Source organism: Streptococcus sp. 68, from assembly GCF_013277415.1.
Lineage (GTDB): Bacteria > Bacillota > Bacilli > Lactobacillales > Streptococcaceae > Streptococcus.
On sequence record NZ_VMMX01000011.1, the window covers coordinates 13635 to 38986 of the forward strand.

The window sequence follows — 25352 nt, forward strand, 5'->3', positions numbered from 1 at the left end:
TATTTTTGAATTTACTGGATTGTCGAGAAGTGATTGATATTCCAAGATTGTTGTTTGAAGAATTATTGTCAGAGCGACAAGATGAAATATTGAGACGAGTAGATGAAGAATATACAGACAAAACAATTGATCTATTCAGAGATTTCTTTCAAGAAGAGCAAGCTGATCGGAAAAGTTTGAAACAGGATTATACGCCTGATGGAATTAGTGAACTAGTTAGTAAGTTGACTCCTTCGGGAAATAACTTGCTTGATGTCTGTGCTGGAACAGGAACTTTGACAATTTCTTATCTTGCACGACATAAAGCAGATTTTGTACGTTGCGAAGAATTTTCAAGTAGAGTTATTCCATTTCTGCTGCTAAATCTAGCTCTGAGAAATCAAGAGAGTGAGGTCGTCCATAAAGATGTTTTGACAGGCGAAATCTTTGGAATTTATCAAATTAAAAAAGGAGAAGAGTATGGAGTTATAAGTAAAAAAGAACAAACTGAAGCAATAATGTTCGATGTGGTTGTCATGAATCCGCCTTACGGAATGTCATGGAATCCTCCACAAAACGATGTGAGATTTAATGATCTTGGAGTTGCACCAAAAGTTAACTCCGATTATGCATTTCTCTTACATGGATTTCATTATTTAAAACAAGAAGGAAAACTTTTTGCAATTATGGCTCAGGGAATTTTATTCAGAGATAAGGCTGAAAAAGAAATTAGAAAAAATTTGGTAAAAAATGGATATGTAAATAAGATTGTTACACTTCCTGAAAAGTTATTTCTTGCCACTTCTATTCCTGTCGTCGTTATAGAACTGAATAGAACGAGAAATGAAGATGTGTATTTTTTAGATGCAAGTGACGATGTACAAGTTAGACCAAAACAAAATATAATATTACCTGAACATATTGAAAAGATCGTAACTCTCGCTAAAGATAGATTAGTCGTGAAAAAGAAATCAGAGTTAGTAACGATTGATGAGATAAAAGAAAATGATTGGACACTTCAAAATAATACTTATATTGATACTTATGAACCGCCAGTTATTCCAAAAAGCGACGAAGTGATGGAAAAATTGCTTACAGCTATATCAGAAACAAGAAAAGCTGAAGATGAATTTTTACAATTCTTCAAAAAAGATTTAGATAATTTTATAAAACTTACAGAAGAAGAATATCCCGATCGCTTAGATGTGACTGAAAAACGATTAGAACCAATACAGGAGCAGTTAGAGTTATGGTAAAGAGAACTAAAAACATTACGGAGGTTGCTCACTTTGAGAGAGCTAATGAGAGAAAAATATATCGTAAAGGTGCTACGTTGATTCAGGTTTCTGCAACGAAAGGAGAGATCCTGCGGTTGGAAGAAGACGGGGTTGTCTCACATAAATATGTCGTCGTTGAAAGCAAAGACCAAATTTTACCAGATTATTTATTTTTCGCAATAAAGCACGCTTTCCCTCCGTTTTTTCATAAATGGAAGACAGGTCTGAATTTGCAGGTTTCAAATATTGCGAAATTGGAAATCCGTTTCGACGATGACCTTGAAGTTCAAAAACAGTTCGTTCAAGAAATTCAAGCTATTTTAAAATTAAAAAAAGCTTACGAGGAAGAAATTAAAGCGTATGAAGACATCAAGAAAGATATGTTTACAATATTTTTTAATTGAGGCGAAAAGGTATGAATGAGTATGCTCTTTACAAAGGTGAAAAGTTCATTACTTGCGGGACAGTTAAGCAAATAAGTAGAGAACTTGGGATAACTGAACAAACAGTTAGATTTTATGGAACAAAGACGAGTAAGAATAGATATCCGAATGGCAGAGTTTTGGTAAAAATAGGAGAGGTGGATGATGAATAGAGAAAACAAAAAATTCCCAGAACAATTACGGATGTGGCGGAAATCAAGGCGATTGACACAAACACAAGCTGGGAAAGTGCTCTGTGTTTCAGCAAACACGATTGGTAGTTGGGAAAGAGGCAAGGTGCCGCCTGAACGTTTTAGAAAACGAATAGCTGAAGAGTTAGGAGTTGAGGAATCAATTTTATTCGATATAGTCCCCAAAGAGTTCAATACCATTTTGAAAACAAAACGGCTAGAGCGTGGACTGACTCAGAAAGAGTTAAGCGATAAGTTAGGCTATTCCGTTTCAACAATCAATAATTGGGAGAACGGTGCAAGTATTTCAGAGTTTGCCATCGAAGATATCTGTACGTTTTTTGGGATTGAGATCCAAGAAAGGAAATAAGACTCAATGAACAAAAGAATTAAGAAGAAGATAGCTAAACGGCAGATACAAGAAAAGCAAAAAGAATTAGAAAAACAACTACGGAAATTAAGTACTGAAGAAATTGAAGCTATAGCTAAAATGATTAACCAGGCATTTTCTAATATTCGAAAGACTTTCTCTCAAATGTTTGATAACTTGTTTACATTTTTTAAAAACTTGGAGGTGGAAATTGAAAAAATTGAGCGACGAAGAACTCAAAACGTTAGACAGAGAACTTTTCAAATTTCAAAACATTCAACGCACAATAGATTTAAGAAGGCTAGAATTAGAAACCAGAAATCCAGATGCTCAAAGTGGACCTACTGTAGGAATAAGCAAACCTACCGAAACTATCGCAATCAGAATCGCGGATGATCCGACTTTAAAATTTCTTGAAGGATTAAAAGGGATTATTAACAAACTCTTGAGTAATCTAGTGGATGAGGATATGGAGATCTTTAATCTACGCTGGAGATACCCTCAACTGAGATGGGAAGAAATAGCAGAACAAAAATTCATGAGCAAAGCTACAATCTATCGACGTAGAAGGATTATCTTAGAACAGTACGCTATTTTGAAAGGTGAGTTGTAAATAAGATTGAGACAAAAGACATCTTGAAGTCTCACAAAAAAAGGTCTATTATGATAGCATGAACTTCTGAAACAAAAACACAAATCACATGTTGGAGTCATCCTATTTTTTCCAGAAAAGTTGTTTAACAGAGGAACATCATGAGTCAGCAACCAGCTGGCTTTTTGTTTTGTAGAAAGGAGGCAGTTATGGAATTTGTATCACCGATAAAAGAGAACGATGATATACAAGCTATGAAAGATTATCTCAGAGAATGGAATGAGATGTATTATATGCTATTCATCACAGGTCTGAATACTGGATTGAGAGTTGGAGATATCCTCACTTTAAAAGTTAAAGATGTTCAAGGCTGGCACATCAAGCTGAGAGAACGGAAGACTGGCAAGCAGATAACAAGGCGGATGACAAAAGAACTCAAGAAAGAAATGAGAAGATATGTCGAAGATAAACCATTCCATCATTTTCTATTCAAGAGTAGGCAAGGGAAAAATAAAGCAATCACTCGTGAGAGAGCCTATCAAATTATTCACGAGGCTGCTGAAGAGCTTGGCATTGATAATGTCGGCACACATACAATGCGCAAGACATTCGGCTATAAATATTACAACAAGACAAAGGACGTAGGAACATTACAGAAAATGTTCAATCACTCATCGCCTGCAATCACATTGAGATACATAGGGATAGAACAAGCAGAGCTTGATGATGCACTACGGAACTTTGTCATTTAATTTTTTTAGATATTACTTTCACATAATGAGTTAAGCATAAACCGAAAAAATGAAACACTTTAAAATCCATGATTAACAAGGGTTTGAGATTTAGAGTGAGTTTAACAAAATATAAGATATGTGAAAGTGAGGGATAAAATTGGTATAGATGGAGGAGAGGAATATGTTACTCATAGGATATTTAGTTTGTTATTTTATCGCATTGATGTTTTTGAAAATTGTTTTCGATTGGACAAAAGAAGACATAGGGAAAATATTTAAACATGGATTGATTTTTCTATTTCTGCCTTTAGTATTTATTGGAGCTCTCGTATATGATTTTGTAGACAAAAGATGAGACAAAAGACATCTTGAAGTCTCGCAAAAAAAGGTTTATTATGGTAGCATAGATTTCTTGTATGAGATGGGATAGGTCAAGAGCCTGTCCTTTTGTTTTACAAAGGAGTATATATCATGTACAACAAACCAGTCAGACAGAGCTTGAAGACAAGGAAGTGGTACAAGTTTCGTGACAAGGTCATGAGACAACACGATTACCTTTGCCAAGAAAGTCTAAGATACGGGCAGTCAGTTCCAGCTGAAATGGTTCATCATATTTACCCAGTATCTGAGTATCCAGAGTTGGAGTATGTATCTTGGAATTGTTTGCCGCTGGCCAACCGCAAACATAATACGTTCCATGACCGCAACAACGATAAGATAATCGGAAATGGAATTTATTGGCAGAAGAAAAGAAAAAAAGAATTTTTAAATTTTTTCAAAAACAAAAATGAAAAATGAAAAAAATTTTTTATCCCCCCCACTTCAAAAAATTTTTTTCGAAGCCTCTGAGAACCGGTGAAGGGAACTTTTTCCAAGTCGGGAGGCTTCAAACAAAAAGGGGATAAAAACTAAGCGATTTTGACGAAAGGAGGTAGTTTTTGGCTAAACCAATTACAGCGAAGTCAATTAAGTCAAAAGTGGTCAAGCAGATGAAAGACTTGGGCACTTATCGTAAAGAGTTCGAAATGATCATTGACATTTTTGCAGGTATGTTATACCAGTATCAGAAACTTGCTCAAGATTATGCTGACATGGGTTATCCAGTAACAGACACCTACGTCAATAAAGCTGGTGCTGAAAATGAGCGCAAAGTTCCAATCTTGACAGCAATGGAAATTTTGAGGAAAGACATTCTCAGCTACTCTAATCAGCTGATGATGAATCCGAAATCTCTCGGTGAGGTAGTAGAACAAGAGGGTGAGTCAGTTCTTACTGAAGTCCTGAAGTTCAAGAACGAAATCAAGAAGAAGCGAGTGACTGGCAATGGGTAATCTTGATAAAGCAAAAGAATACGCTCAACACGTCTTAACTCACCGAGAAGAACATTGCGAAGAGAACATTCTTGCTGCTGAACGTTTTTTCCGTGATTTAGAAAATCCTGCTTTTGAGATGGATGTGGATATGGTGGATTTTGTCATTCACTTTATCGAAAACGTGATAGTTCACCAACAGGGCGATGATATGTTTGCGGTGTCTATCCGTAACAAGCCATTACTCTTGCAACCTTGGCAACACTTTGTAGTTGTGAACCTGTTTGGGTTTTACTATAAGGGGACGAATGAGCGCAGGTTCAAAGAAGCGCTTATTATGCTTGCTCGGAAGAATGGCAAGACCTCGTTTACTGCTGCAATTGCACTTGCTTATCAGATTCTGGACACGGATAGCGGTTCAAAATGCTATATCGTTGCTAACTCAGTCAAGCAAGCGATGGAAGCTTTTGGTTTTTTAAGATTCAATGTTGAACGCTGGAACGATAAGAACATTCGTATCAAGGATAATAACCAGGAACACTCTATTACTGCTAATTTTGGTGATGAGGGTTCTTTCTTTATCCAAGCTCTAGCGAATGATGAGAGCCGTCTGGACTCTTTGAATGGGAATGTTATCATCTTGGACGAAGCTCACACAATGAGGAACAGTAAGAAGCATGGTCTTATGAAAAAAACAATGTCGGCATACCGTAACAGTATGCTTTTTGTTATCTCTACAGCTGGGGATATTCCTACTGGGTTCCTTGCTAACCGTCTGAAATACTGTCAAAAGGTGCTCAAGCAATTGGTCACTGATGATTCATTTTTCATCTTCATCTGCAAGGCTAATCAATCTGCTGATGGTGATGTAGTGGACTATCTGGACGAGAACATCCTCAAGATGGCTAATCCGTCATGGGGTGTCACGGTTTCGCTCAAGGCTCTCAAGGAAGAAGCAGAGCAGGCTATGAATGATCCTCAGACTCGAAACGAGTTTTTCAATAAGACCCTGAATATCTTCACTAACTCTATGAACGCTTATTTTAATCCTGATGAGTTCATTGCGTCGGATAGTTGCTACGATTGGAGTTTAGAAGAGCTGGCACGCTTGCCGATTCGTTGGTATGGTGGTGCGGACTTGTCAAGATTACATGACTTAACAGCAGCTGCTCTCTACGGTGTCTATCATGATGGTGAAAAAGATATTGATATCTGTATCACACATGCTTTCTTTCCTCGGATTAACGCTCAGAAGAAGGCTAACGATGATGGGATTCCACTTTTTGGGTGGAAGTCCGATGGTTGGTTGACGATGAGCAACACTCCAACGGTTCTCTATGATGATATCGTCAAATGGTTCATCAGTATGCGTGAGCGTGGATTTAAAATCCAAGCTGTGGGGATGGATAGGAAGTTTGGTCGTGAGTTTTTAGCCAAGATGAAAAAGGCTAAGTTTAAGATGATTGACCAGCCTCAGTTGTTCTATCTGAAATCCGAGGGGTTCAGGCGGATTGAGTTCAAAGTCAAGAACAAGGAATTTTACTATCTTCATTCTGACGCTTATGAATACTGTGTGAGCAATGTTAGAGCAATTGAAAAGGTGGATGACGCTGTGCAATATGAAAAATTAGACGGAGACGGTGGTACTGCAAGGATTGACTTGTTTGATGCCAGCGTCTTTGCTTGTATACAGGCTCTTGCTAATCTTGGTAAGGGTGGCGATGTGATGAGATTCTTTGATTAGAGAGAAAGGAGGTGAGGAAACATGGGTATTTTTGATAAGATTTGGAAACGAAACAAGCCAAGTAAACCAATCAATATGCTGAGTCATTCAGATTTAGGGCTGTCAAACTTGATGGATTCTTATGTACCTTTGGCTAGAAATCCAGATGTGGTGACAGCGGTTAATAAGATTGCTGATTTGGTCTCTAATATGACCATCCATCTGATGGAGAATACAGATAAAGGTGATATCAGAATCCGTGATGGGCTTGCTAGAAAGATTGACATCAATCCGTGTGAACACATGACAAGGAAGTCATGGATTTTCAAGATTGTGCGCGATTTGCTTTTGTACGGCGATGGAAATTCTGTCTTACATGTGGAATATGAACCTGTTACGGATTATATTTCCAATCTAAGACCATTTCCGATGAGAGAAGTTTCGTTCCAAACAGATAAGGATTCCTATGTAATCTCATTTAGGGGTGAAGAGTATTCCCCTGATGAAGTAGTTCACTTTGTCATCAATCCAGATCCAGATATTCCATACATTGGTACTGGTTTTAGGGTGACGTTGACAGATGTGGTTCAAAGTTTGAATATGGCTACCAAGACTAAAAAAAGCTTCATGAACGGTAAGAACATTCCTAGTCTTATCGTCAAGGTTGACTCGTCTAGTGCTGAACTAGATTCGGAGCAAGGGCGTGAGCGTATCGCTGAGAAGTATTTAAGTACTAGCAGGGTTGGAGCTCCATGGATTGTTCCAGAGGCATTGCTGGACATCCAGCAGGTAAAACCGCTTAGTCTAACGGATATCGCTTTAAACGATTCTGTGGAATTAGATAAAAGAACCGTTGCAGGGCTATTAGGAGTACCTGCTTTTATTTTGGGCGTGGGAGAGTTCAACAAGACAGAGTATAACAACTTTGTAAATACGACTGTCATGAGTATCGCTACTACCATAACCCAAACTCTAACAAGGGACTTGTTGGTATCCAGCAATCGTTATTTTAAACTAAATCCTCGTTCACTCTTCTCTTACAACATTACGGAGTTGTCTGCTGTTGCTCAACAAATGGCAAACAGTGCTGCCATGCGTCGGAATGAGTGGAGGGATTGGCTAGGGATGGCTCCTGATCCTGAGATGGAAGAGTTGATTGTTCTTGAAAACTTTCTCCCTCAGGAGAAACTAGGAGATCAAAATAAATTGAAAGGAGGTGAGGAAGAGAATGCAGAAACGGAATAGTTATCGTGCCACTCAATTTCAAACTAGGGAAGAAGACTCTGGTGATTTGATTTTGAGTGGCTACTTTATCAAGTTTGACGAGGAGACGGAATTGTGGTCAGGCTACCGTGAAGTTATCAAGCGTGCTGGAGTTGAGAAAGCCATCAAAGACGCTGATATCAGAGCTTTATTTAACCACGATGATAGTCTTGTTCTCGGTCGAACAGGTAACGGAACTCTGACACTGGGTGTTGATGATGTTGGTCTTTTTGGGGACATCATCATTAACAAGGATGATCCTCAAGCGGTTGGAGCCTATGCCCGTGTCAAGCGTGGAGATGTTATCGGATGTAGCTTTGGCTTTATCCCGATAAAAATCGAAACAGAGGAACGTGAAGATGGTTCGTATCTGGACACTGTCTTAGAACTAGAAATCTTTGAAGTGAGCCCATGTACTTTCCCAGCCTATCCGCAAACGGAAATTGCTGCACGACAAAAAGACTTCGAAAGTCAGAGCCGTGCGAATCGTGAAGCGCTAGATAAGCGCAAGAAAGAAATTAAGGAGAAATTTAAGCTATGAATAAGGCGTTAATCTTTGGTGCTCGTATGAGAGCAAAAGCAACTAAGGTAGTTGAGTTGGAAGAAACAATTGAAGAGTTGAAGAAACGTTCAGCTGTTGAATTAGAAAAGTTGGACCGTGCTGAAACCGAGGAAGAAGTTTCAGCAGTTGAAAAGACTGTAGACGGTCTTCAAAAGGAAATTGAAGAAAAAGAAACTGAAAAAGTACAGCTTGAAAACGAGATTGATGAGTTAGATAAACAAATCGAAGAGCAAAATCGTAAAGCACCGACTCCGGGGAAAATGGAAGAACGAGGAGGAAAGACATTGGGACAACGTGAAGCATTTAATCATTACCTACGAACAAAAGAAGCGCGTGCTGATGGTTTTAAATCTACTGAAGGTGAAGCTATCATTCCAGTTGATTTGATGCCACCGAGAGAAGCAAAACAAGACCAGACTGACTTGATTTCATTGGTAAATGTAGTCAAGGTTAAAAACGCTAGTGGTAAATGGACCTTGGTTAAATTGACAGATCAAACAATGAATACCGTTGAAGAACTGGAAGAAAATCCATCTCTGGCCAAACCAAGCTTTACAAAAGTAAACTATGATATTAAAACACGTCGTGGGCATTTGCCTGTGTCTCAAGAATTGATTGATGACGCTGACTACGATGTCATGGGATTGGTTGCCAAACAAGCTAAAAACCAAGAACGTATCACTAAGAATAAAGAAATCGCTAAAGTTCTCAAGACAGCTACAGCTAAAAACGCAACTGGTTTGGACGGTTTGAAAGATATTCTCAATGTGGAATTGAAACCGTACTACGATGCAACTATTGTATGTACCCAATCGATGTTCGCTGCTCTTGATAAAATCAAGGACAAGGACGGTCGCTACATGCTTCAAACAGATATCACATCTCCGACTGGATACAAGTTTGCAGGTCGTGTTATTGTTGTATATCCTGACGATATTATCGGGGGAAGTACGGGAGACATGAAAGCCTTTATTGGAGATATTGGAGAATTTGCGACATTGTTTGACCGTGCTCAGACTACTGTCAAATGGCAAGATGATAAAATCTACGGTCAGTATTTGGCAACTGCTAATCGTTTTGATGTAGTCAAGGTAGATAGCGATGCAGGATTTTATGTGACCTATACAGATGCTGTTTTGTAAGGAGGTAGTAAATGGTATATAAGGTAATCCGTCCTTTTAAGGACTTACGAGACCCAAAGAAACATTGCTATAAGGTTGGGGATAATTACCCTAGAGCTAAGCACAAACTTGATAAAGAGTTTGCGGAGACTCTGCTAAATGGGGCAAATAGTGCAGGATCTATCTTTTTGATGAATGTAGAAGATAAGGATATGTCGAAAGATGACACATTAACTACAGAAGTAGAAAAGGAAGAAGCAAAGGTAGTAGATGGGAAACCTGAAGAGGGAGACGAGGAGTAGTTATGGACAATGCTCAATTATTAGAATTGCTTAGGCTAAAATTGGGTATAGCAACAAAACTACGCGATAAGCCCTTGGAGAAAATCATCGAAGCTGTCAAAACAGAACTAGAAGATAACTTAGGAGTTCTACTTGACTTAGACAGCCCAGAAGACCAAATGTTTGTAGTTGATTTTGCAGCCTTTCGCTATGAGGGTGGGGTGGATATGCCACGCCACCTTTTATGGCGATTGCATAATTTGAAATTGAGGTAAGTCATGGCGTGGAACAATGAAATTACACTAATTTCTAAGATTAAAACAGGACTAGATAAATTACACCAACCTCTATTTGAAGAAAAGCGGTTGACTATTTTATGTCGCAAGCGTTCCATTACTCGTTCTGAATTTTATCAGGCTAGCCAGGTTGGACTTAGACCAAGCCTTATCCTTGATATTCATAGTTTTGAGTATAACAACGAGGAAGAAGCGGAATTTAATGGGAAACGGTATCGTATTCTTAAGACATTTCCGATTGGTTTAGAAATTCTGGAGCTGACCTTGATGGAGGAATTGCCATGAGTTTAACAGGTGACTTATCAGCAGAAATCGCTAAAGCTTTAAGTGAATACTCAGCTGAGATAGAAGACAAGATTGACCTGATTGCTGAGGACGTTGTAAACGAAGCCGTTACGGAATTAAAAACGACGAGTCCAAAACGTCATGGAAAGTATGCTAGAAATTGGCGTTTCAAGAAAAATGCTAAGGGGTCATACGTCATCTACAACGCAGCTCCAACATATCGTTTAACTCACTTACTGGAAAATGGGCATGCTTTGAGGAATGGCGGTCGTAGTCAGGCATTTCCACACATTAAACCTGTTGAGGAGAAAGTTAAAGAAAACTTTGAGAAGCGAATCAAGGAGATTGGGAAATGAGGCTATCAGACTTTGCTGCTATTTTGGAACAGGCAAACTTGCCTGTCACCTATCGTGCATTTGAAACTGGACACGTTCCTCAAACACCTTACCTTATCTACTTTGAATCACATCCAGATATCAAGAGAGCAGACGACGAACAGAAATACCAGATTAAATCTGTGACTGTAGAGCTTATCTTTGAACGTAAAGACGAAGATTTGGAAGAGAGCTTGGAAGAGTTGTTGTCTAAACATCAACTTGTTTTTGAGGTATCAGAAGAAAGCTATATCCCGACAGAAAGACTATCTGTCAAGCCTTATACTGTTTATTTGTACTAAAGGAGAAGAAGATGACAAAAACAGAAAATAAAGTAACCTTTGGATTGAAAAACGTGCATATCGCACCAATCGAAAGCATCAACAGTGAAACACAAATCATTAGCTACGGGCAAATTTTCCGTTTCCCTGGAGCTATGAACTTGGAGTTAGAGCCAAAAGGAGAATCGAAAGCAATCCCAGCAGACGACGTGGACTACCACTTCATGAACTCAAATGAAGGGTATGAAGGAAAATTGAAAGTACCGCATATCACGGAAGAGTTTGCGACGAAAATCCTAGGAGAAATCAAGGATGAGCAAACAGGAGTATTGACTGAAAAAGGCGATGCTTCAACTAAACCGTTTGCTATTATGTTTGAATTTTCAGGAGATAAAAATAAGACTCGCTACGTTCTCTACTACTGCTCTGCTAGTCGTCCATCAAACGGCTCTGGTACTAAGAGTGGAACAACTGTCAATGAACGCGAACTTAGCTTTAAGGGTTCACCACGTCCTCTTGATAGCGTCGTGAAACGTTCGATTACGTCAGCTGACAAAAAAGAAGTGTATGACGCTTGGTTTACTAGCGTTTATGAGCCAACATCTCTAGGGTAAGGAGTAAAGAATGCGTCGAAGTATTAAAATCAGCAATAAGCGCTATGAGCTTGCAACAAATGCCTATACTCCAATTGCTTACAAGAATGAGTTTGGGCAGGATTTTTTCAAGGACCTTTTAGGGCTATTGAAAAATAAACAATTGGTAGCTCAATTGAATCAATTAGAAAAAGGTAATGATTTGGTAGCGGAAAGCGTCAACCTATCTCTTTTAGAAGATTTTGATATTACCTTTTTCTATCGTCTATTTTGGGTATTTGCTAAATCTGGCAATCCTAAAATTAAACCGTTTGATGATTTCTTTATGGAGATGGAAGAATTTCCTCTTGACGAAGTTTGTCCGCTAATGATGGAAATGTTGAATACGGTACTGCAGACAAAAAAGAAACAGACACATCAGAAACAGCAAGCGAAGAAGCCTTCACGGTAGAATCCTATCTATCTTGTTGCAAGGAAACTGGCTTATCTATCGATGATCTCAAGCACATTTCCATTGGGATGGCTTTAGATTATCAGACAGATTATGTCAATTTGCGTAGCGAAAATAAAACGGGTAGTCGGAAGGCTACCCAAGCTGATTTTGATGCATTTTAGAGAAAAAGCGAGTGCTGAGAGAGCGATTGTGAGGACAAGTTCCTTTAGTTGGCTAGTGTTCTGGTCATAGAAAACCTCTCAGCGCTCCTTATTTTTTAAGGAAAGGAGGAAATATGGCAGGAAATATCAAAGGGATAAAAATTGAAATTGATGGCGATACCCAGCCCTTACAAAAAGCGTTAAAAGGTGTCAATCAAGAATCTGCTAACGCAACAAAAGAGCTGAAACAGATTGATAAGGCTTTAAAGTTTGATACTGGGAATGTTACTTTATTAACCCAAAAACAAGAAGTCTTACAGAAGCAAGTTGGAACCACTCGGGAAAAACTAGAAACCTTAAGACAAGCTCAATCTCAAGTTGAAGAACAGTTCAAAAAAGGAGATATTGGCGCAGATCAGTATCGTGCTTTCCAGCGTGAAGTAGAAGTGACTCAAAATGTCTTAAAAGGATATGAGGGAAAACTAGCTAGTGTCAATCAAGCTCTTGAGGGTAATGGGAATGCAACCAAGAATAACCAAACCCAACTGAAAGAATTGCAGAATGAGCAAAAACTACTTGCCAGTGAATCTGAAAAAGTTGTCAGTTCATTTAAACTGCAGGAAAGCCAGATGGGTGCCAACGCTAGCGAAGCTGATAAGTTGGCATTGGCTGAAAAGAAGATTGGTGCACAGTCTGAAATTGTCTCTCGTCAAATTGAAAACCTTGAAAAGCAGTTAGAAATCACTAAAAAAGAATATGGTGAAAACTCAGCCGAAGCTAACAAGATGGAATCAGAGCTGAATAATGCCAAGACTGCTTTTAACAATCTCAACGATGAGATGAAGGGGACTAAGTCTGTAGCGGATAGCGCACAAGAAAGCTTGGGTGAGATAGCTAAAGCTGCAAGAGCTGAACTACTCCAACAGTTTAGTGAGAAGTTGGGTGATATTTCAGAAAAACTTGTTGACGTTGGGAAAGAAGCTATTGAAGCTGCTGCTTCAATGCAAGCAAGTAATGCCCAATTTAGTACAGTTTTTGGGGATGTGGAAGGTCAAGCTAGAGAGGCTCTTAATAATATTGGGAAAGAAATGTCTATTGTACCAGAACGATTACAAGGAAGTTTCACCCAAATGGCCTCCTTTGCAAAAACATCTGGTTTAGATACAGCTCAAGCCTTAGATTTATCTACTAGGGCAACTAAGGCAGCGGCAGATGGTGCTGCTTTTTACGACAAATCTATTGAAAGTGTTACTGAGAGCCTTCAATCATTTCTTAAAGGAAATTTTGCCAACGATGCGGCTTTGGGGATATCTGCAACAGAAACAACTCGTAATGCGGCAGCAAACAAACTATATGGCAAGTCATTCAAGGATTTGAGTGAAGCACAAAAGCAATTGACTTTGCTTCAAATGGTTGAAGATGGAAATGAACTTTCTGGAGCACTTGGTCAAGCTGCAAGAGAATCTGACGGCTTAGAAAACGTCATGGGAAATCTAAAACAATCTGGGACTAATGCCTTGGCTGCATTAGGTCAGCCTCTTTTGGAAATGTTGATTCCTGTTTTTCAAGCTTTAGGAGATATCATAAAAGGTGTGGCAGATTGGTTTGGTACTTTGCCTGGCCCGATTAAAGAATTTATAGTAATCATAGGAGCTGTAGTTACCGCAGTAGGAGTTTTAGCACCGATATTCTTGACCATGCAGGCCGCCGCAACAGCTCTTGGACTTTCAATAGGAGGCATGATTACCGCCGCCTTACCAATCATTGCTACAGCAGCCGCAATAGCAGCAGCAGTGGCAGCGGTCGTTGTCATTTTAAAATACTTATGGGAAACGAATGAAGGATTCCGCAACGCTGTCACAGCTGTGTGGGAGGCTATTTCATCTGTCATCAATACTGTTGTAGGTGAAATTTCAAACTTCATCATGAGTATTTTTGGCACCGTTGTAACATGGTGGGCTGAAAACCAAGAGCTAATCCGTTCTATTACGGACGCAGTCTGGACTGGCCTTTCCGCTATCATTAGCGCTGCTATGACTGTTCTAGGTCCACTTATAGAAGGAGGATGGAACACCATTCAGACTATCACGTCTACAGTTTGGGAAGTGATTAAAACGGTAGTTGAAACAGCTATCAACGTTGTTTTGGGTATTATCAAGGCAGTGATGCAGATCCTTACTGGTGACTGGTCGGGCGCTTGGGAAACCATCAAGAGTGTTGGAGAAACAATCTGGAATGGGATTGCAAGTGTCATTGGGACTATCTTTAATGGCATAGCGCAGGTATTGTCTAACATCTGGAACACCATCTCAACGGTTGCTTCAAATGTTTGGAACGGCATCAAGTCCACTCTTTCAGGAATATTTGATGGTATTTCAAGCTCAGTCTCAAGTGTCTTTAACGGTATAAGAGATACGATTAGCAACATTTGGAATGGTATCAAGTCAACTGCAAGCAGTGTCTGGAATGGCATTAAAGATACAATCGGCAATGCTATTAACGGGGCTAAGGATTTAGTTGGTCGTGCAATTGAAGCTATTAAGGGATTCTTTAACTTTGAATTTAGATGGCCTCATATCCCTCTACCACACTTTAGTATTTCAGGCTCTCTCAACCCAGTTGACTGGTTGAGTAATGGGTTGCCAAGTATTGGCGTAGAGTGGTATGCCAAGGGCGGTATCTTGACCAAGCCGACTGTTTTCGGTTCAAATGGAAATAGCTTGATGGTTGGTGGAGAAGCTGGAAATGAGGCTGTCTTACCACTGAACGAAAGAACCTTGGGAGCTATCGGTCGTGGAATCGCTCAAACAATGGGAGGTCTGTCTCCTGTTATCAATGTCAGCATTAGTGGAAATAACATCAGTGAAGAGATGGATATCAATCGTATTGCTGACGTTGTCGCTCAAAAGATTGCGGATGAACTGCAAAGGAAAACACAACTTAGAGGAGGAATTGCATGATCAAACATAATGAATTAGTGATTGATGGTGTAGCCACCTCCTCTTTTCCTTTTGACGTCATTGTAGAAGAAGCGCCATCCATCGTGATTGCCAATAGTAAGACAAAACTATGGGAGCATGACGGGATTAGCGGAGCCATCCTACAAACCAATCATCATAGAGGGATGGTTGAGAAATCCTACACACTTCACTTAGTCAAACCAAAAGAAGAGGACTTGAACCGTTTCTTGGCTCTCTTTGCCAGAGAGAACTTTTGGCTTGAAAGCGAACGTGTCAAGACTACTAAGATGTGGTGTTACAAGGTAAAGATTTCTGAGACTACTAGAAATCGTGCAGGATATTATGCGCTCAAAGTCACATTTGAGTGTCATCCTACAAAATTTTTCAAAGTCACAGACAATCAGACCTTTTCAAGAAGCGGAACTTTAAGAACCAAGGGCTCTGCTTTAGCTTTCCCGACAATTACCTTAACTGGTCAAAGTACGACAGAGGTTAGTTTCACAGTGGACAGGCAGGTCATTCGCTTAGAAAGACTGTCTGGAAGAGCTATCATGGTAAATAACCCTAACAATCCTAGTTTCTTGGACGGAACAGGTTCCAGAATTAAGTGGACAGGGGATTTTATCACGATTGACCCTATCAAGAAACAAGATGTTGGGATTGTCTTGGGTGCTGGTATTAGTTCCATGACGATTGAGACAGTTTGGGGGTGGGCGTAATGTTATATTTGCTTGAAAGTGATACTCGTAATGTTAAATGGAACGGTATTCCACTGCATGAAGCGACTTCAGCAGTCATAAAAGAGCAAATGAACGGGGATTTCATCCTTACTGTTCGCTACCCTATCACGGACTCTGAGATTTATCAGCTTTTCCGTGAGGATATGTTGATAAAGGCGCCAGCGCCTGTGATTGGACCTCAGCTGTTCCGTATCAAGAAGCCAGTAGAGAATGATGATCATTTAGAAATCACTGCTTATCATATCACTGATGATGTCATGCAGCGGTCTATCAATCCTCTGTCTGTCAACAAGCAGAGTTGTTGGCAGGCTCTTTCTCAATTGGTACAAGTTGCTAAGTCTCCTATCAATGATTTTTCATTTACCAGTGATATCACGGACAGGCGCACCATAAACACGAAAGAAGTAGAAACACTCTACAGCGTGTTAATGGATGGCGCTCACTCAATTGTGGGAACATGGGAAGGAGAGATGGTTCGGGATAATTTCGCTATCTCAATCAAGCGAAATAGAGGAGAGGACAGAGGTGTTATCATCTCTACTCACAAAAACTTAAAATCCTATCAACGAACCAAAAACTCACAAAATGTTATTACTCGGATCCATGCCAAGTCTACTTTTAAGGCAGAAGGAGCCGAAGAAGACACAACGATTGCCGTAACGGTTGATAGTCCCTTAATTGGTGCCTACCCTTACATCAACGAAAGAAGTTATACCAATAATAACATTCAGACCGTTGATGAGTTGACAAAGTGGGCTAGCGCTAAATTTACTAACGAACACATAGATAAGGCTACAGATGCCATCAAGATTGAAGCCTATGAACTTGATGGGCAAACTGTTCACATGGGCGATACAGTAAACCTGAAAAGTTATAAGCACAATGTAGACGTTTATAAGAAAGCAATTGCCTATGAGTATGACTGTTTAGCAAACAACGGCCAAGGAGCCTATCTGACCATTACCTTTGACGATAAAGTGAAATCAGGAGGAAATGGTGGCGGAGTATCAGCAGTAGCAAATGCAATCTTGGACAAACAAGAGACACAATTTGACATTATGCTTGAGCGTGCGATCGCAAACGCTGACCGTGCTTTTGATGCTGAATTTGCCAAGCGTGAGAAAGCTATCACGGATGCCATCGAGCAGTACAAGGCTAAGGCGGAAGAATTTGGCGCTAAAATCCACGAGGAAATGGAGAAAGAGCGTCCTGAGTTCGTGAAGCGGATTCGTGAGGAATTGATGAGTGGCGCTGACTCAATCGCTGAACTCAGCAAGAAATTGGAGCAGGTCAGTGAAACTGCAAGGGTCAATGCTAGCCTGATTGGCGGTGACGGGAATACCCAGTACAACAAGAATCGCCTCAAAGGTGGCACGGCTAAGAAAATTAGCTATGGAACGGATTTCGTAGAGGTCGGACACAATGGAGAGGGTTTTGAACTAGGGAAGCAGTACGTCATCAGCTGGTCAGCAACCTGCACGCCGTACGGTAAGACAGATGTGACTGTGGTAGTGAATAAGACACCGTTTTACGGTGGACACGTTCATTTAGCGCCTGCTAATACAGTCATGCCAGCAATTGATAAAGACCTAACCCAGAAAGAGGAGCAGGTCTTGGCGGTCTACTACGGTTCCTATCGTTTGACATTATCAGGGGACTGGTATCAAGATTTAGAGCAGTCTGTGACGATTGACAATCAGACAAGACGGATTGAACTTGCGCCAGTCTATAAGATGGTTGCTGATGGGCAAAATGCTAGATATGAGGGAAGTTGGAGCGAGAGTCCAACTTTTATTTTTGATGGAGGTAGAACATGACGGAAACAATTCCAGTAAGGGTACAACACAAGCGTATGTCTGCGAGTGATTGGGCAAGTAGCACTCTGGTCTTGCTTGACGGAGAGCTAGGGGTAGAAAGTGACACAGGCAAAGTCAAGGTCGGAAATGGCCGTGATCGATTTTCAGCTCTTCAATATCTGACGGGACCAAAAGGTGACCGTGGAGAACGTGGGGAAACAGGACCACGAGGCGCAGACGGTGTTATGCGATTCGAGAACCTGACGAGTCAACAGAGAGAGGGCTTGCGAGGCGAGAATGGCCACAGCTTAAATGCCAATGTACGTATTGAGGGAAGCTATCGAAATGGTGCAACCAGTCAGTTAAATCTGATCGCGGACGTCTACTATGACGGAACACGGTTAACTAGTGGCTATACTGTTGATTATTACTACAGAGGTTTTGGGAACAACAACTGGCAAAGTTTGCTGAGCCAAACGCCTGATGCAAATGGTAAATTTGGTCAGTGGAACGCTACTCAGCGTTCAGGAGGCTGGTTTGAGGTCTACATCGTTGTAACGCACAACGGCATTAAAGCAGCTGCTAGCACACGGCTTGACAATGTTAGTGACGGTGCAAGGGGGGCGAATGGTGCAACGGGTCCAGCAGGACCAGAAGGCCCCAGAGGTGCGGATGGAGCTAGAGGACGTGACGGAGCGCCCGGCCAAAACATCATCAACCAGAATGGTGGGCAACCAATGAAATATTGGTCTGGTACAAGGTCTCAATATGACGCGATTCCTAACAAGGATAGCAATACTATATATGACATCTATAGTAGTTCGTAGGAGGTAGTATGGCTAGAGAAGGAATTTACGTGGGTGGCAAGGAAGTTGTTGAAAGATATATAGGAGATAAGCTAATCTGGAAAAAATACAGATTTCGAATTGTAAATGCTTTGTCATTGACTATATCAAATATTAACTATCAGTCAGCTGCTTTAGATTGCCGTACTCGATTCTTGTACCGATATGAAGGATTAAAATCAGGGTACTACTATTTGAGAATAGAAGAAAAGTTTGTTAAGGTATATGCTTATAATTTATCAACACCTAGTCCATCTTTTATGTTTTTACTAGGTCAAAACGAAGATGCAGGAGTAGATGAATCAAGCAAGCGTCAAGCTTTATCTGATTTGACACGAAACTGGTTTAGAGATGATTATAAAGATATTGTTTTATATGACAGAATGAGGTAACACATGGACATAACCATTCAAAACGTTCGTTCGCCTGCTCTTGAGCATAACGGACGGTATTACAAGGTATTTCAGCCACAGACACGAGATGAGCTGCTGAACCTGCACCACATGGGTTGTGTGGGTGACACGGTGCTGACGGATATTCAGCTGGAGCAGGGGGATTTTCCTACAAGCTTTGTAGAACCAACTGTAACGCAACGTACCCTGTCAGGTCTCTTCAAGGATATGCGCTCAATAGAACTGGAATTGAGAGACCCGAACAGTACTCTCTGGGGCAAAATCCAGCAGAACAATCAAGGGGCGCTGACCCAGTTCTTCGATACGAATATCAAAAGTGCCATCGCTCAGACGGCCAGAGAAATCAGGCAGGAAGTGCGAGACGCTGCTAACAGTGCGAGGGTACAAGTGACGCCTGAAGGTGTGACCATCGGTTCAACTACCTTAACTGGTGAGCAGTTAGCCTCTACTATTTCCGCAAGTCCGAGAGGGGTTGATATCATCGCTCCACGAGTTAGAGTACAGTCCGATATGTTGGTAGATGGTGCTGTAACAGCTAGGAAGATGGCCGCTGGTTCTGTCACTGCTGACCATATCCAAGCAGGCGCCATTACAGGCGATAAAATCAGCGTAGATGATGCCCTGATTCGGAACCTGACCGCTAGAGATGCCTTGATTGACAAGTTGACATCTAAGGAAATCTTCACAACCAAGATTGAATCTGTCGTATCTAGCTCAACCTTCCTACAAGCCTATCAGGGTGAAATTGGAGGTTTCACCATTGGTCGTTTTGACCAAGGAAGAGGTCGCTGGATTTCTGGTATCAACCAATTCTCAGTTGGTATGGGAAACGGCGAAGGCGGAAGTTATAATGGGGAGAATACTGCTTTTTGGGCTAATTGGGGCTATAGTTGGGATAGACCTGGGCCTAATGCTTGGTATGTAACAACATCAGGGAATATGTATTGCAGAAACGGAGCAGACTTTCACGGTAAAACGGATTTTTCCCAAACATCAAATGCTAACTTTTATGGCGGAGTGCATTTTGAAAAATCTCCTTTTTTCAAAAACGGAATTGAAATGGGGAATAAGGACATTTATGGAGAAGGTGGCAATCCAGCTGGAGGTAGGAATAGAACCGTTTGGTGGAACCAACTTACTACTGGGCTTTTTCGTGAAAAAGCTGGTATCACTTCGAGTTCAGATAGGCGCTTGAAAGAAAATATTAAAGAGAGTCCAGTTAATGCCTTGGATAAAATCCAAGCATTGAACATGGTCTCTTTTGATTTTATCGAGAGCCAGAAACATGAAGAGGTTGGTTTGATTGCGCAGGAAGTACAAGAGGTAGTCCCTCATGCAGTTGAAACAGATGAGGTAACATCTTATCTGTCTATCAACTATTCGAAATTCATACCCTACTTGCTGAAGGCTGTCCAAGAACTAGACCAGAAAATCAAAGAAATGGAGAACACACATGGATAATAACACAATCGACAAGCTAGTCGCTGAGTTACTCGTTAACCGTTTGGCAGAAGGCGAATTGGGTAGTGCTCATTTAGAGGCACGTTATACGCTGACTTTAGCTGAATTACAGGGCTTTAAAGCCGTGCTGGAATATGAACCAGCACTAAAAGAACTATTTGACGAAACGCAAGCAAAAATGAAAGGAACTAACAAATGACTTACAAATTAACAGGAAGCCCGATTTTAAAGGGGGAGAAGAATGTCACAATCGTAACGATTGAGAAAGAAGAACCTGGGCGCTACAGCTATGAGCGTGTGGAATTGCCAGGCAATCGCACGCATGATAATGAAGATGTTTTGGTTCAAGCTGTTTTAGATTTTATTAGAACGGAACTTGACCCAACAAGTGCCATTGTCAAGAACCAAGAACAATTGGCTAAGACAACGGAAGCGCTGGAGAGAGCCAACCAGCTCATGGATGGCATGCAGAAGGTCAATCTCCAGAATGCTCAGGATATTGAGGATATCTTAGCACGATTGGAAAAGCTGGAAGTTCAAGGAGAGCCTGACCGGGTGGAGAAAGAGGAGGCAGACGAGGAAGCCCCTCAGGTTACGGACACAGAAAACCAAGCTGATGAACCAGCACCAGCGCAACCAACTACTGAACAACCAGTAGCAGAAGCGCCTACACAACCAACCCCAGCGGTAGAAGATAAGAAAGAAAGCGAGAAAGAAGATGACATTTCTGAAACGACAAACCAAGAGAGCCCTAGTGAAGACAATGGAGGTAGCAGCAATGAGTAAGATTACACTAGATCAAGCAAAAATCGATATGTACATCAACCTACTGGAACGTGGAGCAGTTGACTTTTCGTGGGTACATAAACGCTGGAAAGACCGTGTGCGCAAGGAATTGAAGCGACGTGGTTTGAGCCACTTGGCGAACTAGCGAGGTGTTTATGACAGAGATTGAGCACTTATTGATTCGGTTTCTCTTTTCTCTGATTCCTGTGGTTGTCTTGTACTTTTCCATGAAGGACAGGGCAACCAAACAGGAAAATCGCATGACAGCTATAGAAAAAGACATTGAGAACTTACGCGAATTTCGAATGTCGGCTAACAAAAGACTGGATAACCATGACGAACAAAACAAGGCTATTCTGGTGCTGGCTGAACAGGTCAAATCGCTAGGTGAAGATGTGAGAGAACTGAAAACCTTGATACAAAGTAAACAGTAAAGAAAGAGGTGCAGAATGGTCTGTAATCTCAATATGACCAATCTCGCACAGATTGACGGCGGTCACCTGATTAAGCAAGGGGACTTGGCTTCTACCTTTGGTTTTGCCCTCTTAGACGAAGACTACCAAGTCATCTCCTCTCTGGAAGGGGAGCAGGCGCTGATCAGTCTGACCAAGGAGGGCTACCAGTGGAAGAAGCAGGTAGCTGTTACCAGTCAAGGTGTGAGTTTTCATCTGGACGCTATCTTGCCCATTGGGAGTTATCGCTTGGAAATCACGGCTGGAGGCTATGTTTTCCCCAGTGATAAATCTGTCCATATCCAGATAGTCGCCTCAGATAAGGAATTGGTCACTGAAGAAGTCCACGCTCTAAAAGAGCTGGATATTGCAAAAGAAGTCGAAAAACAGCTTGCAGGTAGAACTGTAGGCGAGAGCCCAGCAGGTCAGGAATTGCCAGACCTGCTCTTTTATTACAATTTAGGAAAGGTGTAACACAAAATGGATACTACAAAATTAACAGCATTTGCGCAGGCAGTGGGGGAAGATAACAAAAAGGTAAACGAAGAGCTTAAAACGAAAGTCAGCACGTCTGCCATGAATCAGGCAATCGCCCAAGCTAAATCTGAAGTTAAGGCTGAAATCTTGGGTGAGGGAACGCCTGAAAATCTTGACACACTGAAAGAAATCGCGGAAAAAATCACAAGTATGGGACAAGATGAAAATAGCGCACTTCTTGGAAAAATTACCGAAGTCAGCGGACGTGTAGACCAGATTGCCAATGTTGACTTGGTAGCGACTTACAACGCAGCGAAAGCGTGATAGCTATGAGTAACCTTGAAAATCTAGCAACAGCTATTGGTAGGGATGTCAAGGCGATCAAAGAAGACTCAGAGCTAAAGGATAGGGAGGTTAAGGAAAGACTGGACTCTCTTGAGAGTAGACCGAGAGTCAATCCAGAAACCCTCGTTACAAAAGCGGAGCTGGAAGAGAAAGGCTACTTGATCTCCCACCAAGACTTGTCTACTTATGCCCAAAAATGGGAGTTGTACAATGATATCCCCATCAAGGCTAGGATTTCCGCCTTGGAAAATCGCCCGTCATTTGACAATCTGACCTCCAGCCAGAGAGAAAGCTTAAAAGGGGAAAATGGGCATAGCTTAAATGCCAGCGTTCGTATTGAGGGTTCTTATAAGAATGGCTCTACTAGCCAATTGAATCTGTTTGCGGATGTATTCTACGATGGTGAAGCAGTCACGAGTGGCTATACTCTTGATTATTACTACCGTGGTTTTGGCAATAATAGCTGGGGTGTTTTGAGAAATCAAACGCCTGATGCAAATGGTAAATTTGGTCAGTGGAACGCTACTCAGCGCTCTGGTGGCTGGTTTGAAGTCCGCATTGAAGTGAATTATAGAGGATTGAGAGCCTCTGCTTTTACCCATTTAGATAATGTTAACGATGGCGAACGAGGCGCTGCAGGAGAACGTGGTCCGCAGGGTGTCCAAGGCGAAAGAGGGCAACAAGGACTGCAGGGCATTCAAGGGCCTAGAGGAGCAGATGGTGCGCCCGGCCAAAACATCATCAACCAAAACGGTGGGCAAGCCTTGAAATATTGGGTTGGTACAAAGGCTCAATATGAAGCTATCAGAACGAAAGACCCCAATACTATCTATGATGTGTATGAACCAAAATAGAAAGGAAACAACATATGACACAATTTAACGAACTCATCATTGCCTTTGCGACAGGCTTTTTAGCAGTAGCAGTAGGCGGTATTGTAAAAGCAGTGAAAGACTATCTTTTGCGTAAAGGTGGAGAGAAAGCGGTTATCATCGCTGAAATCCTAGCCAAGAACGCAGTAAATGCCGTTGAGCAGGTAGCTGCTGAAACTGGCTACAAGGGAGATGAAAAACTGGCACAGGCTCGTGCTAAAATCCGTGCAGAGCTGACCAAATATAACATCAGTATGACCAACAAGGACTTGGATACTTTTGTTGAGTCAGCCGTGAAACAGATGAATGACGCTTGGAAGGAGTAGGTATGGATATCGATACAAGCAGACTACGTACAGGCTTGCCACAGGTTGGGGTACAGCCTTACCGACAAGTCCATGCCCACTCAACAGGCAACCGTAACTCAACAGCTCAGAACGAGGCGGACTACCACTACAGAAAGAACCCTGAACTTGGGTTCTTTTCTCATGTCGTTGGTAACGGTCGTGTCATGCAAGTAGGCCCTGTAAACAAGGGAATGTGGGACGTTGGTGGCGGTTGGAATGCTGAGACCTATGCAGCAGTTGAATTGATTGAAAGCCATTCAACTAAAGAAGAGTTCATGGCTGACTACCGCCTCTATATCGAACTCTTACGCAATCTAGCTGATGAAGCAGGTTTACCTAAAACGCTTGATACAGACGACTTGGCAGGTATCAAAACGCATGAATACTGTACCAATAACCAACCTAATAACAACTCAGACCACGTTGACCCTTATCCATATCTAGCCAAATGGGGCATTAGCCGTGAACAGTTCAAGCAGGATATTGAAAGTGGCTTGACAATTGAAGTAGGCTGGAAGAAGAACGATACAGGCTATTGGTATGTACACTCAGACGGCTCTTATCCAAAAGATAAGTTTGAGAAAATCAACGGCACTTGGTATTACTTCGACGGCTCAGGCTACATGCTTGCGGACCGCTGGAAGCAGCACACTGACGGCAACTGGTACTACTTTGACCAGTCAGGTGAAATGGCGACAGGCTGGAAGAAAATCGCTGATAAGTGGTATTATTTTGACACAGAGGGCGCTATGAAGACAGGATGGGTCAAGTACAAGGAGACTTGGTACTACTTAGACGGTAAAGAAGGTGCCATGGTATCAAACGCCTTCGTCCAGTCCGCAGACGGAACAGGCTGGTACTACCTCAAACCAGATGGAACACTGGCAGACAAGCCAGAGTTCACAGTAGAGCCAGATGGTTTGATTACAACTAAATAGAAAGGCTTCAAAATAGATTACACTAACCGCAGGCTCAGGCTTGCGGTTTTTTTGTTTGCAATAATAAAAGCAGTGACCGAAATCACTGCTTATCAGCTATAGCAAATTCATAGAGCTTTTCTGCCGTTAGAAGCGCCATTTTATCCATGCTTGTTTTTCCTTTTCTGAGGTCAGAAACAGTAGTCCAAGGAACTCCAGCGCCTTGCGAAATAGCAGATGTAGACATCGAACTGTCTAACAATTCTTGGATAACTTTTCTCATATTATTTGTCCTTTTTATTTTTTAGATAAATGTATACATTGATGGCAATTATAAAAATAGCTATTGCACTAACCATTGCTTTTCCTCTTTTCATTTGATAAAATAGAGGTGTGAGGGGCTTTCGCCCCCACCTCTTAGCGTTTACCTTTTCTTTTGCCGGAATTTGGGTTTACGCTTTTTGTTTTGCCTTGCAACTGTTATTGCAGTCACTAGACTTGCGATAGCAGTTACCGTTTCAGGGATATTATCTATCGCCTTTTCAAGTAACCTAAGCCAATCTTCTTTGTTCAATTTTCTCACCTCCTTTCCTTATCTTGATTATATTATATCACGGTATACCGAGAAAGTCAAGCGTTTTGAGAAAGTTTTTTAAATTTTTTTCAAAAAAATAGACCTTGTCCAGAGGTCGG

Annotated in this window: 34 protein-coding genes and 2 pseudogenes; 34 read left to right on the forward strand and 2 right to left on the reverse strand. The window is 41.3% G+C overall.

Annotated features, from left to right (window positions below):
- Nucleotides 1–5: 5 nt before the first annotated feature.
- From HT720_RS06535 to HT720_RS06695, 34 genes and pseudogenes are all read left to right on the forward strand, one after another.
- Nucleotides 6–1235 carry an N-6 DNA methylase gene (locus tag HT720_RS06535; protein ID WP_173275044.1) on the forward strand — a complete coding sequence of 410 codons (1230 nt, stop codon included), beginning with the start codon at nt 6–8 and terminating at the stop codon, nt 1233–1235.
- Complete coding sequence (locus HT720_RS06540) at nt 1229–1660, forward strand: hypothetical protein (protein WP_173275048.1); 432 nt, start codon at nt 1229–1231, stop codon at nt 1658–1660. The genes HT720_RS06535 and HT720_RS06540 overlap by 7 nt, the downstream gene beginning before the upstream one ends.
- Before the next feature lie 180 nt (nt 1661–1840).
- A complete protein-coding gene (locus HT720_RS06545; protein WP_173275052.1) occupies nt 1841–2239 on the forward strand; it encodes a helix-turn-helix transcriptional regulator in 399 nt (132 codons plus the stop codon).
- A gap of 211 nt (nt 2240–2450) precedes the next feature.
- Nucleotides 2451–2852 (forward strand): transcriptional regulator, encoded by a 402-nt coding sequence (locus tag HT720_RS06550; RefSeq protein ID WP_173275055.1) that lies wholly within the window; start codon nt 2451–2453, stop codon nt 2850–2852.
- Between the two features lie 188 nt (nt 2853–3040).
- A complete protein-coding gene (locus tag HT720_RS06555; protein WP_173249854.1) occupies nt 3041–3583 on the forward strand; it encodes a site-specific integrase in 543 nt (180 codons plus the stop codon).
- A 453-nt stretch (nt 3584–4036) separates the two neighbouring features.
- The gene (locus HT720_RS06560; protein WP_173275058.1) at nt 4037–4363 is read left to right on the forward strand and encodes an HNH endonuclease; all 327 of its coding nucleotides are present in this window, start codon (nt 4037–4039) and stop codon (nt 4361–4363) included.
- Nucleotides 4364–4503: 140 nt separating this feature from the next.
- Nucleotides 4504–4896 (forward strand): P27 family phage terminase small subunit, encoded by a 393-nt coding sequence (locus tag HT720_RS06565; RefSeq protein ID WP_001118282.1) that lies wholly within the window; start codon nt 4504–4506, stop codon nt 4894–4896.
- The gene (locus tag HT720_RS06570; RefSeq protein WP_173275061.1) at nt 4889–6619 is read left to right on the forward strand and encodes a terminase large subunit; all 1731 of its coding nucleotides are present in this window, start codon (nt 4889–4891) and stop codon (nt 6617–6619) included. The genes HT720_RS06565 and HT720_RS06570 overlap by 8 nt, the downstream gene beginning before the upstream one ends.
- Nucleotides 6620–6640: 21 nt before the next feature.
- Nucleotides 6641–7843 (forward strand): phage portal protein, encoded by a 1203-nt coding sequence (locus HT720_RS06575; protein WP_173275065.1) that lies wholly within the window; start codon nt 6641–6643, stop codon nt 7841–7843.
- Nucleotides 7827–8402: an HK97 family phage prohead protease gene (locus tag HT720_RS06580; protein WP_173275068.1), complete on the forward strand. Its 576-nt coding sequence runs from the start codon at nt 7827–7829 to the stop codon at nt 8400–8402. The genes HT720_RS06575 and HT720_RS06580 overlap by 17 nt, the downstream gene beginning before the upstream one ends.
- Nucleotides 8399–9565 (forward strand): phage major capsid protein, encoded by a 1167-nt coding sequence (locus HT720_RS06585; RefSeq protein WP_173275071.1) that lies wholly within the window; start codon nt 8399–8401, stop codon nt 9563–9565. The genes HT720_RS06580 and HT720_RS06585 overlap by 4 nt, the downstream gene beginning before the upstream one ends.
- A gap of 11 nt (nt 9566–9576) precedes the next feature.
- Nucleotides 9577–9846 carry a hypothetical protein gene (locus HT720_RS06590; protein WP_173275074.1) on the forward strand — a complete coding sequence of 90 codons (270 nt, stop codon included), beginning with the start codon at nt 9577–9579 and terminating at the stop codon, nt 9844–9846.
- Between the two features lie 2 nt (nt 9847–9848).
- Nucleotides 9849–10100, forward strand: a complete 252-nt coding sequence (locus tag HT720_RS06595) for a hypothetical protein (protein WP_173275077.1) — start codon at nt 9849–9851, stop codon at nt 10098–10100.
- 3 nt (nt 10101–10103) lie between these two features.
- Complete coding sequence (locus tag HT720_RS06600) at nt 10104–10406, forward strand: phage head closure protein (RefSeq protein ID WP_172934933.1); 303 nt, start codon at nt 10104–10106, stop codon at nt 10404–10406.
- A complete protein-coding gene (locus HT720_RS06605) occupies nt 10403–10762 on the forward strand; it encodes an HK97 gp10 family phage protein (protein WP_172934932.1) in 360 nt (119 codons plus the stop codon). The genes HT720_RS06600 and HT720_RS06605 overlap by 4 nt, the downstream gene beginning before the upstream one ends.
- Nucleotides 10759–11082 carry a hypothetical protein gene (locus HT720_RS06610; protein WP_172934931.1) on the forward strand — a complete coding sequence of 108 codons (324 nt, stop codon included), beginning with the start codon at nt 10759–10761 and terminating at the stop codon, nt 11080–11082. The genes HT720_RS06605 and HT720_RS06610 overlap by 4 nt, the downstream gene beginning before the upstream one ends.
- Before the next feature lie 11 nt (nt 11083–11093).
- A complete protein-coding gene (locus tag HT720_RS06615) occupies nt 11094–11675 on the forward strand; it encodes a major tail protein (RefSeq protein WP_173275080.1) in 582 nt (193 codons plus the stop codon).
- 10 nt (nt 11676–11685) lie between these two features.
- Complete coding sequence (locus HT720_RS06620; protein ID WP_173275083.1) at nt 11686–12105, forward strand: hypothetical protein; 420 nt, start codon at nt 11686–11688, stop codon at nt 12103–12105.
- 277 nt (nt 12106–12382) lie between these two features.
- Nucleotides 12383–15208, forward strand: a complete 2826-nt coding sequence (locus HT720_RS06625) for a phage tail tape measure protein (RefSeq protein ID WP_173275086.1) — start codon at nt 12383–12385, stop codon at nt 15206–15208.
- Nucleotides 15205–15927 (forward strand): phage tail protein, encoded by a 723-nt coding sequence (locus HT720_RS06630; protein ID WP_173275089.1) that lies wholly within the window; start codon nt 15205–15207, stop codon nt 15925–15927. Before HT720_RS06625 ends, HT720_RS06630 begins: the two co-directional genes overlap by 4 nt.
- Complete coding sequence (locus tag HT720_RS06635) at nt 15927–17765, forward strand: phage tail spike protein (protein ID WP_173275092.1); 1839 nt, start codon at nt 15927–15929, stop codon at nt 17763–17765. Before HT720_RS06630 ends, HT720_RS06635 begins: the two co-directional genes overlap by 1 nt.
- On the forward strand, nt 17762–18571 hold the full coding sequence (locus HT720_RS10365) for a hypothetical protein (protein WP_173275094.1): 810 nt from the start codon (nt 17762–17764) through the stop codon (nt 18569–18571). Before HT720_RS06635 ends, HT720_RS10365 begins: the two co-directional genes overlap by 4 nt.
- Nucleotides 18572–18579: 8 nt before the next feature.
- Complete coding sequence (locus HT720_RS06645; RefSeq protein WP_050365290.1) at nt 18580–18981, forward strand: hypothetical protein; 402 nt, start codon at nt 18580–18582, stop codon at nt 18979–18981.
- Nucleotides 18982–18984: 3 nt separating this feature from the next.
- Nucleotides 18985–19362, forward strand: a pseudogene (locus HT720_RS10235) (gp58-like family protein); the annotation flags it as partial.
- A gap of 189 nt (nt 19363–19551) precedes the next feature.
- Nucleotides 19552–20463 (forward strand): annotated as a pseudogene (locus tag HT720_RS10240) (tail fiber domain-containing protein); the annotation flags it as partial.
- Nucleotides 20456–20662: a hypothetical protein gene (locus HT720_RS06655; protein ID WP_173249838.1), complete on the forward strand. Its 207-nt coding sequence runs from the start codon at nt 20456–20458 to the stop codon at nt 20660–20662. The pseudogene HT720_RS10240 and the gene HT720_RS06655, both read left to right, overlap by 8 nt.
- A complete protein-coding gene (locus HT720_RS06660; protein ID WP_173275100.1) occupies nt 20659–21249 on the forward strand; it encodes a hypothetical protein in 591 nt (196 codons plus the stop codon). Before HT720_RS06655 ends, HT720_RS06660 begins: the two co-directional genes overlap by 4 nt.
- Nucleotides 21242–21394, forward strand: a complete 153-nt coding sequence (locus tag HT720_RS06665; protein WP_000036642.1) for a hypothetical protein — start codon at nt 21242–21244, stop codon at nt 21392–21394. Before HT720_RS06660 ends, HT720_RS06665 begins: the two co-directional genes overlap by 8 nt.
- Nucleotides 21395–21404: 10 nt before the next feature.
- A complete protein-coding gene (locus HT720_RS06670; RefSeq protein WP_000134981.1) occupies nt 21405–21683 on the forward strand; it encodes a hypothetical protein in 279 nt (92 codons plus the stop codon).
- Nucleotides 21684–21698: 15 nt separating this feature from the next.
- Nucleotides 21699–22175, forward strand: a complete 477-nt coding sequence (locus HT720_RS06675; protein ID WP_173275102.1) for a hypothetical protein — start codon at nt 21699–21701, stop codon at nt 22173–22175.
- Nucleotides 22176–22181: 6 nt separating this feature from the next.
- Entirely contained in the window at nt 22182–22502 is a 321-nt protein-coding gene (locus HT720_RS06680; protein ID WP_107945002.1) for a hypothetical protein, read from the forward strand.
- 5 nt (nt 22503–22507) lie between these two features.
- Nucleotides 22508–23377, forward strand: a complete 870-nt coding sequence (locus tag HT720_RS06685) for a collagen-like protein (protein ID WP_173275105.1) — start codon at nt 22508–22510, stop codon at nt 23375–23377.
- 14 nt (nt 23378–23391) lie between these two features.
- Nucleotides 23392–23721, forward strand: a complete 330-nt coding sequence (locus HT720_RS06690; protein WP_173275108.1) for a phage holin — start codon at nt 23392–23394, stop codon at nt 23719–23721.
- A 2-nt stretch (nt 23722–23723) separates the two neighbouring features.
- Entirely contained in the window at nt 23724–24680 is a 957-nt protein-coding gene (locus HT720_RS06695) for an N-acetylmuramoyl-L-alanine amidase family protein (RefSeq protein ID WP_173275111.1), read from the forward strand.
- A gap of 82 nt (nt 24681–24762) precedes the next feature.
- On the opposite strand, the gene HT720_RS06700 is transcribed toward HT720_RS06695, so the two are convergent.
- Together HT720_RS06700 and HT720_RS06705 are read right to left on the reverse strand one after the other, a co-directional pair.
- On the reverse strand, nt 24763–24942 hold the full coding sequence (locus HT720_RS06700) for a hypothetical protein (protein ID WP_173275114.1): 180 nt from the start codon (nt 24940–24942) through the stop codon (nt 24763–24765).
- Between the two features lie 141 nt (nt 24943–25083).
- Nucleotides 25084–25233: a hypothetical protein gene (locus tag HT720_RS06705; protein WP_001030862.1), complete on the reverse strand. Its 150-nt coding sequence runs from the start codon at nt 25231–25233 to the stop codon at nt 25084–25086.
- Nucleotides 25234–25352 lie beyond the last annotated feature (119 nt).